15 protein-coding genes, 1 pseudogene and 1 riboswitch are annotated in these 12,930 nt (G+C 62.9%); of the genes and pseudogenes, 9 read left to right on the plus strand and 7 right to left on the minus strand.

What is annotated here, in order from left to right:
* A pseudogene (locus KNN17_RS00005) lies at positions 1 to 369 on the minus strand (HNH endonuclease); the annotation flags it as partial.
* Positions 370 to 528: 159 nt separating this feature from the next.
* On the opposite strand from KNN17_RS00005, the gene KNN17_RS00010 reads away from it, so the two are divergent.
* Positions 529 to 1,185 carry a cation diffusion facilitator family transporter gene (locus tag KNN17_RS00010; protein ID WP_241706723.1) on the plus strand — a complete coding sequence of 219 codons (657 nt, stop codon included), beginning with the start codon at positions 529 to 531 and terminating at the stop codon, positions 1,183 to 1,185.
* Positions 1,182 to 1,856, plus strand: coding sequence for a hypothetical protein (locus tag KNN17_RS00015; RefSeq protein WP_241706725.1), 675 nt, complete (start codon positions 1,182 to 1,184; stop codon positions 1,854 to 1,856). The genes KNN17_RS00010 and KNN17_RS00015 overlap by 4 nt, the downstream gene beginning before the upstream one ends.
* Before the next feature lie 32 nt (positions 1,857 to 1,888).
* Here the strand turns inward: KNN17_RS00015 and KNN17_RS00020 are convergent, their stop codons facing one another.
* Positions 1,889 to 2,404 (minus strand): DUF2127 domain-containing protein, encoded by a 516-nt coding sequence (locus KNN17_RS00020; protein ID WP_241706727.1) that lies wholly within the window; start codon positions 2,402 to 2,404, stop codon positions 1,889 to 1,891.
* Between the two features lie 38 nt (positions 2,405 to 2,442).
* Between KNN17_RS00020 and KNN17_RS00025 the strand changes: the two genes are divergently transcribed.
* From KNN17_RS00025 to KNN17_RS00035, 3 genes are read left to right on the plus strand one after another with little or no spacing between them, the layout of a single operon-like run.
* A complete protein-coding gene (locus tag KNN17_RS00025; RefSeq protein ID WP_241706729.1) occupies positions 2,443 to 3,372 on the plus strand; it encodes an ABC transporter ATP-binding protein in 930 nt (309 codons plus the stop codon).
* On the plus strand, positions 3,369 to 4,178 hold the full coding sequence (locus tag KNN17_RS00030; RefSeq protein ID WP_241706746.1) for an ABC transporter permease: 810 nt from the start codon (positions 3,369 to 3,371) through the stop codon (positions 4,176 to 4,178). The genes KNN17_RS00025 and KNN17_RS00030 overlap by 4 nt, the downstream gene beginning before the upstream one ends.
* Entirely contained in the window at positions 4,175 to 4,636 is a 462-nt protein-coding gene (locus KNN17_RS00035; RefSeq protein WP_241706748.1) for a hypothetical protein, read from the plus strand. Before KNN17_RS00030 ends, KNN17_RS00035 begins: the two co-directional genes overlap by 4 nt.
* Before the next feature lie 73 nt (positions 4,637 to 4,709).
* Here the strand turns inward: KNN17_RS00035 and KNN17_RS00040 are convergent, their stop codons facing one another.
* The gene (locus tag KNN17_RS00040) at positions 4,710 to 5,159 is read right to left on the minus strand and encodes a peptidase (protein ID WP_241706758.1); all 450 of its coding nucleotides are present in this window, start codon (positions 5,157 to 5,159) and stop codon (positions 4,710 to 4,712) included.
* On the minus strand, positions 5,156 to 5,521 hold the full coding sequence (locus KNN17_RS00045; protein WP_241706769.1) for an ArsR/SmtB family transcription factor: 366 nt from the start codon (positions 5,519 to 5,521) through the stop codon (positions 5,156 to 5,158). The genes KNN17_RS00040 and KNN17_RS00045 overlap by 4 nt, the downstream gene beginning before the upstream one ends.
* A 47-nt stretch (positions 5,522 to 5,568) precedes the next feature.
* A riboswitch (M-box (ykoK) riboswitch) is annotated at positions 5,569 to 5,743 on the plus strand.
* 308 nt (positions 5,744 to 6,051) lie between these two features.
* Here KNN17_RS00045 and KNN17_RS00050 point away from each other — a divergent pair.
* From KNN17_RS00050 to KNN17_RS00060, 3 genes are all read left to right on the plus strand, one after another.
* Entirely contained in the window at positions 6,052 to 7,689 is a 1,638-nt protein-coding gene (locus KNN17_RS00050) for an NRAMP family divalent metal transporter (protein WP_241706771.1), read from the plus strand.
* Between the two features lie 114 nt (positions 7,690 to 7,803).
* Positions 7,804 to 9,138: an LCP family protein gene (locus KNN17_RS00055; RefSeq protein ID WP_241706774.1), complete on the plus strand. Its 1,335-nt coding sequence runs from the start codon at positions 7,804 to 7,806 to the stop codon at positions 9,136 to 9,138.
* A gap of 38 nt (positions 9,139 to 9,176) precedes the next feature.
* On the plus strand, positions 9,177 to 9,659 hold the full coding sequence (locus tag KNN17_RS00060) for a carboxymuconolactone decarboxylase family protein (protein WP_241706776.1): 483 nt from the start codon (positions 9,177 to 9,179) through the stop codon (positions 9,657 to 9,659).
* A gap of 117 nt (positions 9,660 to 9,776) precedes the next feature.
* Here the strand turns inward: KNN17_RS00060 and KNN17_RS00065 are convergent, their stop codons facing one another.
* Positions 9,777 to 10,085, minus strand: a complete 309-nt coding sequence (locus KNN17_RS00065) for a hypothetical protein (protein ID WP_241706792.1) — start codon at positions 10,083 to 10,085, stop codon at positions 9,777 to 9,779.
* Between the two features lie 95 nt (positions 10,086 to 10,180).
* Positions 10,181 to 10,699 carry a hypothetical protein gene (locus tag KNN17_RS00070; protein WP_241706794.1) on the minus strand — a complete coding sequence of 173 codons (519 nt, stop codon included), beginning with the start codon at positions 10,697 to 10,699 and terminating at the stop codon, positions 10,181 to 10,183.
* A gap of 442 nt (positions 10,700 to 11,141) precedes the next feature.
* Here KNN17_RS00070 and galU point away from each other — a divergent pair, with 442 nt between their 5' ends.
* Entirely contained in the window at positions 11,142 to 12,032 is an 891-nt protein-coding gene (gene galU, locus KNN17_RS00075; RefSeq protein WP_241706803.1) for a UTP--glucose-1-phosphate uridylyltransferase GalU, read from the plus strand.
* On the opposite strand, the gene KNN17_RS00080 is transcribed toward galU, so the two are convergent.
* Positions 12,029 to 12,631, minus strand: a complete 603-nt coding sequence (locus tag KNN17_RS00080; protein ID WP_241706805.1) for an arsenate reductase/protein-tyrosine-phosphatase family protein — start codon at positions 12,629 to 12,631, stop codon at positions 12,029 to 12,031. The genes galU and KNN17_RS00080 overlap by 4 nt on opposite strands.
* Positions 12,632 to 12,930 lie beyond the last annotated feature (299 nt).

A 12,930-nucleotide genomic window follows, 5' to 3' on the forward strand; every position in this document is an offset into this window, starting at 1 on the left:
GTTCGCGAGTCCGAGGAGCCGGGATCCTTTGGCGGGGGATTCCCGCCGGGCCAAAGCCACCTGGGCTGCGACGCCGCGTCCGCGTTCGTCGGCCGGGACACCGGCCGCGGCGTCGGCGCTGCGCTGGACGGCGTCGAACGCGACGGCGATCCTGGCCTGCGCGGCCGCTGCCGCGGACTTCAAGTCCTCCAGGGCACGCAGCTGGTCGATAAGTTCGGCGCGGTCAACTGGTGCCGTGCCGTTCGGGAGGTCTGGCCGGAATGAGGTCACGGCATCGATCAAGTCCCGCACCCAGGCACCCGACACCGGACCCGCGCTGCCCGCTGGCGCGCCGGTTCCGATCAGCTGCGTTCCCCGAATACCGGCCATAAGAAAAGCATTCCAGAGGGGTACGACAGTAATGGGCTCAAAAAGGCCCTCCCGCGCCCAAAAACAGGAAAATTAGTAAAACTTTTTCGCCACCGCTGATGGACCACAGCCTTGCCGGTCTTCAAGGGGCCCGCAGTCCCGCATGGTTACCCTGAAGGGGTGACTCGTACACGTCGGCTGAGCGTCGTCCTGATCTTGAACCTGGTGCTGGTGGCCGGGTTGGTAGTCGTGGGGATCTCGGCGAATTCGTTGGGCGTGCTCGCGGAGGGCGCGGACTACCTGGCAGATGCTGCCGCTATCGGGGTGTCCTTGTTGGCCGTCCGGGTGTCGAAGCTGCCGCCGACCCCCACGCGTCCACACGGGTACCCAATGGCCACCACGTGGGCCGCAGGGGTAAATGCCGGCTGGTTGCTCGTCTTGAGCATCGCGATTCTGGCGGGCGCCGCCGGACGGCTCATCACCGGCACCAGCGAGGTTCACGGACTGCCGGTGCTCATCGTCAGCGGGATTGCCGCCGTCGTGATGTTCGTCGGCGCCCTTATCCTCGACGGTGACGACGGCGACGACGACGGCGGCGACAAAGCCGGCGCCGACCTGAACATGCGTGCCGTCCTTCTTGATACCGCCGGCGACGCCGCGGCTGCGGCCGGGGTGGCACTGGCCGGTGCCGTCATCTACGTGACGCAGGGCCTTTATTGGCTTGATCCTGTTGTCGCGGCGATCATTGCCCTTGTGGTGGGATATCACGCGGTCCGTTTGCTGATCGAAATCTTCGGGGCACTGAGGGCGCATCGACGCAGTGGCTCGCGGCCATGAGCGCCCCGGCGATGCGCGGGACCGAACGGGTGTTGCGGATAGTCCTCGCGATTGCGATCGTCGGCGGACCCTTGGGCTACCTCGTTGGCGGGCTGCTAGCCCCGGCCATCCACACTTCCGGAGCCTCAACTATTGACGCGAATGCGGCGGCTGATCCGGTCACGAACGCCGTGCACGTGGCAGCGTTCGTGATCGCCTCGTTCCTGCTCCCCGTTGGAGCCGCCGGCCTCGCCTACCTCTGTTACCGTCGCATGCCGTGGCTCGCCACGATCGGTGGTCTGCTGGGCGCGGTGGGCTGGCTGCCCTTCTCTGCCTTGGCCGCCTTGGATGATCTCGCGAGCACCATGGCTCAGCGTCGGGACCGCGGTTCTTATGCGGCGTTGCTGGATCAGTTCACCAATGACACGGTCATGAACACGTATCTGGTGGTCTACGTTGTTTGCCACTTGGTTGCCTACGTGCTGTTCGGAATCGGGTTGTACCGGGCCGGGGCCATCCCGCTTTGGGCGGCTTGCGCGATGATCGCCAGCAGCCCCCTGACGGTCGTCGCGTTCGCTTTCCACGACGGCGGCCGCACCGCCGTCGGCGTTGTTGCGCTGGCCTTGTTGCTGATCGGCGGCCTGCCGGCAGCTCAGGCCATGGTCACAGCCCGACGCCGGACCCTCCCGTGACAGGGCCGCGTGCTCAACCTGCGGCCGGTACCTCAGTCCGCCGGCTGAGCCTCGGCCGAGGACTCTTGACTTCGTGCCTTGTGGAGCCGGTATTCGCGGGCGGTGATCCAGACGATGAAAATATCGAAGGCGGTCAGGAGGACAAGGCCCCAGGAGAAGGCCACGGCGATCCGGTAGCCCTGGTAAAGGATAAAGACCAGCAGGAACGCGATCATCCACGGGTAGGCCCAGAGCTTGTCCTTCAGGACGGCCCAGACCAGGACGATTTTTACCAGGCCATGGAGCAGCAGGTAGATCGCGCCGAACACTGATGCCGATACCGAGAGGTTCGAGCTCATGTGCACCAAGCTGTTCGCCACGAAGTCGTGGGGATCCTGGGCGAGTTCATGCTGGGTGAGGAACCTGACCAGATCACCGATTTGTTTGGGCGTCACCAGCAAAAGAAGGACGCCGCCGATCAGTTCCAGAACACCGTCCAGGCCCTTCAGGACGAGGCTCACTCGAAATGTCCGGTCGAGCAGGGTTGTTTGAGCCGATTGCGTTGTCATGACACTTCCCTTCGGTACCTCAAGATACATTCTTTCCTATGTCCCTCTCCTCTGAGCCCGCACGAGGTTTCGCCATTGAAACACAAGGCCTGAGCAAGCGCTTTGGCAGCCAAACCGCCGTCGAGGGCCTCACCATGCGTGTGCCGGCGGGAGCCATTGCGGGTTTCATCGGTCCCAACGGGGCAGGCAAGACGACTACCATCCGCCTGCTCCTCGGGCTGGTGCGGCCGGACGCAGGCAGCGCCACGGTTTTGGGCCACTCACTCGCGGAACCCGAGCGCTACCTGCCGCGCGTCGGAGCGCTGGTCGAAGCGCCGGCGTTCTATCCGGGCCTTTCAGGGCAGACCAACTTGGAGGTGCTTGCCCGCCTTGGAGGCCATCCCGGATCCCTCGTGGCCGAACTGCTGGAGGTGGTGGGACTCTCCGATCGGGCGCGAGACCGGGTCGGGACGTATTCGCTGGGTATGAAGCAGCGCCTTGGAGTGGCGATGGCCCTGCTGCCCGATCCGGAGCTGCTCATTCTCGACGAGCCAGCCAATGGCCTTGATCCCCTCGGCATCATCGAAATGCGCGAGATGCTGCGCCGCTTGGCCGGCCAAGGGAAGACCATCCTGCTCAGCAGTCACTTGCTTGGCGAATTGGAACAGCTCGCTGACTGGCTGATTATGCTCAATCAAGGGAAGGTCCTGTTCTGCGGGCCGGCGCGGGAGCTGTTGGCTCAACGCGTCGAAGTAGTTGTCGAATCCCAGGACGCGATCCAGCTGGATGTGGTGGCCCGGATTGCGGGCGACGCCGGTCATGCGGTCACGAGGGAGGACGGAGTCTTGCGCATCGCTTGTCCTGCCGGTTTTGCCGAGACCTTGAACCGGATGGCCGGGGAAACCGGCGCGCCGGACCTGACCCTCCGGATACGGGAAGCCAGCCTCGAGCAGCTGTTCCTGGCTTTGATAAAGGGAGACCACCCATGATTTCCGTGATCCGTGCGTTCCGCAGCGAAGTGCCCAAGTTCCGCCGTTGGAGTGTTTTGGCGGTCGCGGGAGCCATGCTGGTGGTGAGCACCTTTATCGCTTATCTGACGTTCCACCAGATCGCATCCGGAGCCACGGGGCGCGAGATGGCAGGCCTGATTACCGCGTTCCCCACACCCCAGGGATTGGTCTCGATCATTGGCCAGGCCCGATCCTTGATCATTGCCATCGCGCTGGTGATGGTGACAGCCAATCTCGCCGCGGAATGGTCCCAAGGGACGCTGCGCAACTTGTTGGTCTGTGAGCCGCGGCGGCTGCGGTGGTTGGCGGGCAAGATGCTGGCACTAGTGCTTTTCGTGCTGCTCTCGATGCTGCTCACCCTGCTCATCAGCGGCACATTCATCCTCGTGGTTGCCCAAGGCCAAGGGATTCAGACGGCTGCCTGGACCTCTCCGGAGGGTCTGCGGGTCTTCCTGGCGTTCTTGGGCAATGAGGTGCTGTGCCTCGTCGGGGTGAGTGCCCTGGGCATGCTCATCGCCATACTCACCCGTTCGGTCGCGGCCGGCGTCGGAATCGCCTTGGCCTACATCCTGGTGGTCGAAGGCATCATCGCGGTGGTATTGCCGCAGGTCACCCAGTGGTTCCCGGGCCGGGTGTTCAACACCATTGTGGGGACCGCTGTGCCCCTGGTTGGCCCGGAACCGCCCCAGGGCTACCCGGCGGCCCTGGGCGCAGCACTCTTGTGGATTGCCGTCTTCGTTGTGGTGAGCGCCGTCGTCTTCCCACGCCAGGACGTCAAAGCGTGACGGATCGAGCGCGAGGCGAGGCTTCCGGCGTCGTCGGCAACGAGCGCCTCACCGCACTGACAGGTGCGGTGGTGCTGGTGCTGTCGGTGGCGGAGATCGCTACCGTTCCGACCCTGGGCAGCCTGATGGTGGCCCACTTCTTCGTTGGCGTGCTCCTGGCGGGCCCGGTGGTGGCCAAGACGGCCAGCACCGGCTGGCGGTTCATTCGCTACTACTCGCGGGATCCCGCCTACCGCCGCAAGGGGCCGCCCCGGCCGCTTCTGCGAGTGATCGCTCCGCTGCTCGTCGCGTCGACGACTGGCGCCCCACCCCTCTGCAGAAGCGCGGGAAACCCGAGCGGTTGCGATGCCGGATACGCCTGGCGGCCAACATTACGGCGCTTGCGCTGGCTGGGATCCCTGCCGTGCTGCTTCTGCCGACAGCCCCATCATGGGAAGGGTGGCGCGGTCAGGCCGTGACCGGGCCCGGGGTCCTCGCCGTCGTAGTGGGCATTGTGACCGCGGTTGCGGTGTTGCTCAAGCGCCGCTGAACTCAGATATCGCTGAGCCCGACCCCTGAGTCATCGAGGCAAGGCGAGCGTTTTCCGGCCGGGGCGCCGATGGATCTGCGGCAGACGCAGGGGTGTCCCGGGACTGCCGGCATCGATAGCCAGATGAACCGTTGCATTTTGTTGTAGTTGCCGAAGTGCAAAACCGCACCGTCCAGCTTCGGCGCGAGATTATGGCTCACACTCAGGGCTATTTCGGTTTCGAAACCCGGAGCGGGCCCTTCCGCAAGGAGGCAACGAAGGTATTTTTTGGGCTCAGTACGGGAGAAGTAGAGGCCTTGTTTGCGGCAGCCAGCAGAACCCTGGTAGCAGTGCAGGGTTCCACCGAACACGTCGATCATGTGCACTGCTTCCGCCGTCACCGTGAAGCTGCCGTGGCCCGGGATCTGAACCCCGACGCCGGTGAGGCTCGCCATTGCGGGTGGGCGGCTCACACCTCGTCCAAGACGTCGGCGTGGTGGTGGCGCGGGGTTCCGTCGAGGGAGTGCTCGGCCTGGAAGATCGCGTCGGTGACGAGCTGGCGGACGTGCTCGTTCGCGAGGCGGTAGTACACGCGGGTTCCGGCTTGCCTCGTGGTGACCACGCGGCCGAGGCGTAATTTGGCCAGATGCTGGGATACGGCCGCCTGGGATTTGTGGACCAGCTCGGCCAGCTGGTTGACGGGCATCTCACCGTCGCGCAGCGCAAGAATGATGCGGACCCGGGTGGCGTCGGCGAGCATCGCAAAGACCTCGACGGCTAACTCGACGTACTGGCTGTCCGGCTCCCGGCCGCACACGGCGTTATCTGCATCCATGCTTATATTGTTTCATACGGATAAAATGAGGTATACATATTGAGCAAGGTGCCGTTCGTTAGCTGAGGCTCCTTCGCGGAAACATGCCAGCGACCCCCAACGTCGAGAGACGCCCCGGGTCAGGACAGGCCGCCCCGGCATTAAGGGGTGGCCCCGATTGGCTCCTGGACACAGTCCGGGTTCACGCCGCGAAGTGCCAAAGGTCTTACGAGGAGGGGCATGTGCAGGCTCCAATGCCTGCCCTCCCCGCGGCGCGTCCAACGGCAGCAGGAGGTGACGGTTCCATCATGAACGATGGTCATAAACCCAGTCTCCCGTCCCGTTTTCCGGACTTCGTTTCAGCTTCCTGAAACCCTGCGCTGACTCATTCCCCCACGCCGGAGCCTGACCCAGCCGGAGCCTGATCCACACGGCACGCAACGTGCCCCCTTTACTTAGCAACGCCCACCCACGCCCGCCGCGCCCTTTGGTCCGGTGAGGCTTATCCACGACTTTTTTGTGCCCGGTTCCGGGCAGAAAGCCGGTGCATCATGACCGAAACCAAGACGCTGCCAGCTCCCTCCGCAGCCCTCGACACAGCCCATGTCGGTGACATCAAGGGTGCCTTCGGTACTATCCGCGTCAATGACGAAAGGCCGCGTTCGGGCGTCAAATCGCGCCTGAAGACCCTGCTGGCGATCATCGGGCCCGGGCTGATCGTCATGGTCGGCGACAATGATGCCGGCGCTTTCGGGACCTACACCGAGGCCGGTCAGAACTACGGAACGTCGCTGCTTTGGACTTTGCTCCTTCTGGTCCCGGTGCTGTACGTGAATCAGGAAATGGTGCTGCGCCTGGGGGTGGTCTCCGGTGTGGGGCATGCCCGTTTGATCCTGGAGCGGTTCGGCAAATTCTGGGGCGCGTTCAGCGTCATCGACCTGTTCATCCTCAACGCCCTGACGATCGTCACCGAATTCATCGGCATCAGCCTGGGCCTGGACTACCTGGGCATCCCGAAGATCCCTGGAATCCTCTTGGCCACCGCGGTGATCGTGGGCGCGGCAAGCACCGGCTCCTTCAAGCGCTTCGAGCGTGTGTGCCTGACCCTGGTGGCCGGGTCCCTGCTGCTGGTGCCGATCATCTTCATGGTCCATCCCGACGTCGGACAAGTCGCACACGACTTCGTGGTGCCCGGCATGCCCAAAGGCGCGGACCTGTCCACGGTGACGTTGCTGATCATCGGGATCGTCGGAACCACGGTGGCGCCGTGGCAGTTGTTCTTCCAGCAGTCGTACATCATCGATAAGCGCATCACCCCTCGCTTCCTGAAGTACGAGAAGGCTGATCTCTGGCTGGGAATCGTCATTGTCATCGTGGGGGCAGCCGCGATCATTTCCTTCACGGCGGCGACGTTTGCCGGTACCCCACAGTTCGGCAACTTCACGGACGCCGGCGGGGTCGCCGTCGGCCTGGAACAGCACATCGGAAAGGTCGCAGGTGTCCTGTTCGCGCTGGCACTGATCGATGCCTCGATCATCGGTGCCGCCGCCGTCGGGCTTTCGACGTCGTATGCCCTCGGTGACGTCCTGGGGCTCAAGCACTCCCTGCACCGCAAAGTGTCGGACGCCAAAGGCTTCTACGCAGTGTTCGCGGGAGTCCTGCTCCTCTCGGCCATTGTGGTCCTGATCCCGGGCAGCCCTTTGGGTTTGCTCACGGTCGGGGTCCAGGTGCTGGCGGGGGTCCTGCTTCCCTCGGCCACGGTATTCCTGTTGCTTCTGTGCAATGACAAGCAAGTGCTGGGGCCCTGGGTGAACGGACGGTTCATGAACTTCTTCACCTCGGCCGTGATTGCGGTCCTGGTGATCCTTTCCTTGGTCCTGACCGCCGGGGTGTTGTTTCCGGACATGGGTTCGGACGCCATCCTGGGCATCCTCGTCGGCGGTGCCGCCGTTTCCGCCGTCGCGGGGGCCGTTTTCCTGGTCTACCGCGGCATCCACCCCGCAGCGCCGAGCGCGGACGCGGTCGACCGCTCACAGCGGCAGACGTGGCGCATGCCCCCGATTGCCCTGCTCACTGCCCCCAAACTCTCCACCGGGCACCGGATCGGCCTGACGGTTCTGCGCACGTATCTGCTGATCGCGATGGTCCTGGTGATTGTGCGGGTGGTTCAGCTCGCGCTTGGCGCCTGACGGTTTCCCGCGTCATCGGGGCCATAACCGGGATGGCCGATTACAATCTGCTTACCCGCTGGTCGCGCCGCGGACCGAGCCACCACGCCAAAACGGCGGGGACAGGAGAATTTCATGAGTGATGGACACCAGGCAAGCTCGCCGGGCCCTCGCCACATGCGCCGCAAGTCCCGGCGTAAATCCATCATCCTGATCTCGGCCACGGCGGTTGTCGCCGCCGTGGCCCTGGCAGCCGCCAGCGCTGTCACCTATGTGGGCGCGACGGCGGTTGCGGTCAACAACAACGTCCATCGCTCGGATGTCTTGAAGGACATGAAAACCCAGCCTGCGGCGGTGCCGAAACTGACCCAGGACACGAACATCCTGGTCATGGGCCTCGATACAAGGGTTGACGAGAAGGGCAAGCCCCTTCCTCCGGAGATGTACGACGCCCTGCACGCGGGCGATGAGAATATCGGTGGTTACAACTCCAACGTCCTGATGCTCATCCATATCCCCGCGGACGGTTCCAAAGCCACGGGCATTTCCATTCCCCGGGATGACTACGTCCAGGTGGACGGCATCCCGGGGAGCGGCCCGTTCAAGGCCAAGATCAAAGAGGCGTACGGCTACGGTTTCGCGGCGGAGAAGACTTCGTTGATCAACGCGGGAAAGCCCGACGACGACACCACCTACCAGGCGGCGCGCGACGCCGGGCGCAAGGCTGAAATCGCCACCGTCACCTCGTTCCTGGGCAGCGTTCACATCGACCACTTCCTCGAAGTCACCATGGCGGCGTTCTACCAGACGGCCCAGGCCATCGCGCCCATCACCGTGTGCGTCAACAAGGCCACCCAGGACACGTTCTCCGGGGCCGACTTCAAAGCGGGCATGCAGCAGATCAATGCCAAGCAGGCCATGGCCTTCGTGCGGCAGCGCCGGGACACGTCAGACCCGACGTACTTGTTCTCGGACCTGGACCGTGAGCGCCGCCAGCAGGCCTTCATTGCCTCGGTCTCCCACCAGCTCAAGGACGCCGGGACCTTCACCGATATCGGGAAGATGCAGGGTGTCCTGGATGCCGTGAGCAAGAACATCGTGGTCGATTCCGAGCTGAACCTCATTGAACTCGCCCAGCAGGCCACGTCCCTGACCGGCGGCAACATCTCCTTCTCCACCCTGCCGATCACAGGCTTCGGCACGTCCCCTGATGGCGCCTCCATCAACACCGTGGACATCAACCAGGTGCAGGCCACCGTCAAGGATCTCCTCACCCCGGTCCCGCCGGCTCCCGCACCAACCCCGACGGCGACCCCGACGACGGCGGCTGCCTCGACGGCGGCGACCGCACCGCCCGCGGCACCCGCCCCAGGGGCTGCAGCGCCAGCCGCTCCGCCCGCACCCCCAAGCAACGTCTACGCGGATTCCACCGGGGCGCTCCAAGGCGGTGCCATTCCCTGCGTCAAGTAGCGCAGCAACTAGGTAGCTCTCTCCGATAGGCTCGGCGAATGAGTGAAAATACCCCGAAGCTCGCAGGCTATCTGGACAAGCAGCAGCCCGGACTCTATCAGGCCCTCTCCGACTACGCGGGTCAGGTCTCTGCCGAGGCGGACAGGACCGGGATCCCGCGCCGCACACTCGAGTTGTTGAACTACCGGGCTTCGCAGATCAACGGCTGCGCCTTCTGCCTGGACCTGCATCACCGCCGCGCCATCGGCTACGGCGAGACCGAGCAGCGGCTTTCCCTGGTGTCGGTGCATGGCGAGGTGGGGCTCTTCGACGAGGCCGAACAGGTGGCGCTTGAGCTTGCCGAACAGATCACGCGCATGACCACTGCCCGTCCCACTCCCGAGCTGTTCGCACGCGCGCGGAAGGTCTACACCGAAGAACAGATCAGCGTGCTCTGCATGGCGTGCATCGGCATCAACGCGTTCAACCGCTTGTCTATCCTGAGCGAGCACCCTGTGCGCAAGGCCCGTCCGTCGTCCTGAAGGGCGCGGAGTCGCAGGATTCCTCTCAGCCTGGTGGAGGCTTGGTGCTCGAATTCTTCCGCCTAATGTGCCACCACAGGTACAGACCCCAGCATCCGATCCGCAGGACGTCATTGACTAGCTAAGCGGTGTTTTCCGAAAAGGCCCGCGCTTGGCAACGACCCTGGCTTCCCAACGTGCGAGGTCCTCTGGACCATCGTCGATTAATTCAACCCCGAGGACAATGAACGTGGTTTTAGGATTTTTGCCGCGAAATTCCTCGAGGGAGACAGGGATGAAGCTGCCGTCTGGTAGTTCCATGTCAAATGTATATCCGCCATGATGTTGGAGTGCGAACTCTAGGCTGATTATTCCCTTGTTACTCGGATCAGGAGACTCCCCTGAAGGATAATCCCCTACATATTCAAGAATTAATTTGTTCTTCACGTCAAACTCCCCTAATTTTGAATAGTTTCGGCGATGTCCTGGCGGAGCCAGCAAAGTACACATGTCCCGAGGCAAACGGTGCAATACGCTTTGTACTATTGGTTCCTCGGCTCCAGTACAAGAAGGCTGGGGGCGATCTGCTTCCATTGGCCGCCCTTGCTCGTGGCCGCAACGGCGTCGGCGCTCTTCAGCGTATTTCCGGCCGCGCCGTGGGGAGATATCAACCAAGCCTGTTCGCTACGGTCATCGTTGCCCACTCGAAGCCCATAGCCCTCGAAGCCCTTGACGTTGGTGCAGGCCAAACCGAGCGGCTCGGCAGCTTTCCCGATGGTTGCGATGCAAATCTTGTCCGAACCGCGAGTGACGGCGAAGTATCGAGCGTTCTGGCCGGCCCCTAGAAACCGGGCGTTTGTGAGATCGGCGCCGGTTGGCGCAAAGGTGGCAATGAATGTGTCCGGTAATTTATCAGACTCCGCCTGACGCGATAAGAAAGCCGGGACGACGTCTGAGGCTGATGATATCGACGGAGGAGCGTTGAGCGCTGCGGCAGTAAGTGTGATGCCGGAAACGCAGACTGCACCAAGGAGAATGGCTGTTTTTATTGACGTGCGCATGAATTTCCCCCCGAAATTCCAAACGTCTTTGTGAGTTCCCCGAAGGTAGCAGAAAATAGGAGTTTATTCAATGATAGTGTGGTCAGGCAAATATAATGATGCTTACAATCTCCTCTGCTCGTCTGGCATGGGATCCATGGGACCTCATTCGGTGGTTACCGACCTCCCGAATGCAGTCAGCGCCCGAACATCTGCCACCGAGATCCACACCCATCCATGGGCTGGAGCGAGCCGACAGTGGTCCGGGCTGGACGGCCCGCGGCAAACTTCGGTCGGCTAGCCCAGGTCGCCTGGTGCAGGAGGCGCCGGACAGCAAACCAAGCTCCGGACCACCTGTCGACGGCCACGCTTTGCGCCCGGAGCTAAGGACTTCCCGACCGGACGCGCCGGAATCTTGCCTCCGGGATTCGCACTTTCGATAATCCATTCGTAGGATTTGCCTATGTCTATGGGGAGATCAGTTCGTAAAGCAGTTATTCCGGCCGCCGGTTTGGGCACGCGGTTCTTGCCTGCCACCAAGGCGATGCCAAAGGAGATGTTGCCGGTGGTGGATAGACCGGCCATCCAATATGTGGTCGAGGAGGCCGTGGAGGCGGGCCTCACTGACTTGTTGATGATTACCGGTCGTAACAAGCGCGCACTTGAAGACCATTTTGACCGGGCACCAGATCTTGAGCGCACGTTGGAGCTAAAGGGCGACGAAGCCCGTTTGGACGCCGTGCAGCATGCCTCCGGGCTCGGGCCCATCCACTATGTTCGGCAGGGCGAACCGAAGGGCTTGGGGCATGCCGTGCTGTGCGCCAAGCAGCACGTCGGGGATGAACCATTTGCCGTGCTTTTGGGGGACGACCTGATTGACGAGAACGATCAGCTCTTGTCAACCATGATTGACGTCCACGCGAAGACCGGCGGCTCGGTGATTGCTCTCATCGAAGTGGATCCGTCGCAGATCAGCGCATATGGCTGCGCGGACGTTACACCCATCACGGGGGAGGATTACGTCCGGGTCAACAGCCTTGTGGAGAAGCCTTCCGTTGAGGAGGCGCCATCAAACTTGGCTGTCATAGGACGCTATGTCCTGCACCCGGCTGTGTTCGATGTCCTCGAAGAGACCGGGCCAGGGCGCGGCGGCGAGATCCAGCTGACCGATGCCCTGCAGACCCTCGCAAAGGGCGACGGCGAAGGCGCGGGCGTTTACGGGGTCGTCTTCCGCGGACGCCGCTACGACACCGGAGACAAGCTCAGCTACTTGAAGGCCGTCATCACCATGGCGTCCGAGCGGGCCGAATTCGGCGAAGACCTCAAAACCTGGATGAAGGCGTTCCTCGGCTAGGAATGCTGCATGCTTAGCCGGGCGTAGCGGAGAATCCTGAGGATGGCCGGAGCCAGCTCGTCTTCCATCCGCAGGTACGCCTCGGCGCCCTGCTTGTAGGGGTCGGCGACGTCGTTGTCCGAGGATGTTGCCGCCAGGACGAGGTGGCGCACGGAGGATGCCCGTGCCGGCAGTTCCCGCCATAGTTGGGTGTAGTCAGAGTCCGACGGCGGCGCGTCGCCTCGTTCTTCAAGGGCCGTCACCATCCGTGCGAACTCCCTGATGGTGAACGTCCGTTTGAGCAGGGAGGCGTCCAGCTGCAGCACTTCACCGCGATGGTGGGACGCCATAGTGAGTACCAGGTCCGATTCCCGAAGGATTTTCGAGGTGAGCTGGCGGGCCGCGAAATCCTCGGGAGTGCCGCCGTAGGTTCGGATGATGTCTGCGGACAGCGGTTGGATCGGGCTGCCGACCATGGCGCGGGTACCGGCGCTGCGGACTTCGAAGCCGCCGGGGAGGACCTGGTCCAGGCCTGCCTGAAGCAGTCGTTCGGCCACGGGGGAGCGGCAGATGTTTCCGGTGCAGACGGTCAAGATCCGAATGGGTTGGGGCGATTCCAAAGGTATAGCTCTTTCACTAGCTGGCAGGCGTGCGTGGCACCTGTGTTTTACAAGTTAACACGGGAGTCGTGATCAGGAATGCCGCATCAGTGCGAAAGCAGCGACGCCGATGGAAACCATGGCCAGCAGGATCAGAAAAATGACGGGCCAAGCCTCACCCGGAATGGCCGGAATACGTGGAATCGTAGGCAACTCCACTCTGAAGCTCAGCCTCTTGCGGCGTCGCCAATGTCTCCCCATGTTCATAAGTTACCGTAGGCGCAAACAAGGAGGGGTTGTTTCCGGATCACCGGAAACAA

The sequence above is a fragment of the Arthrobacter bambusae genome, from assembly GCF_022606295.1.
GTDB lineage: Bacteria > Actinomycetota > Actinomycetes > Actinomycetales > Micrococcaceae > Arthrobacter > Arthrobacter bambusae_A.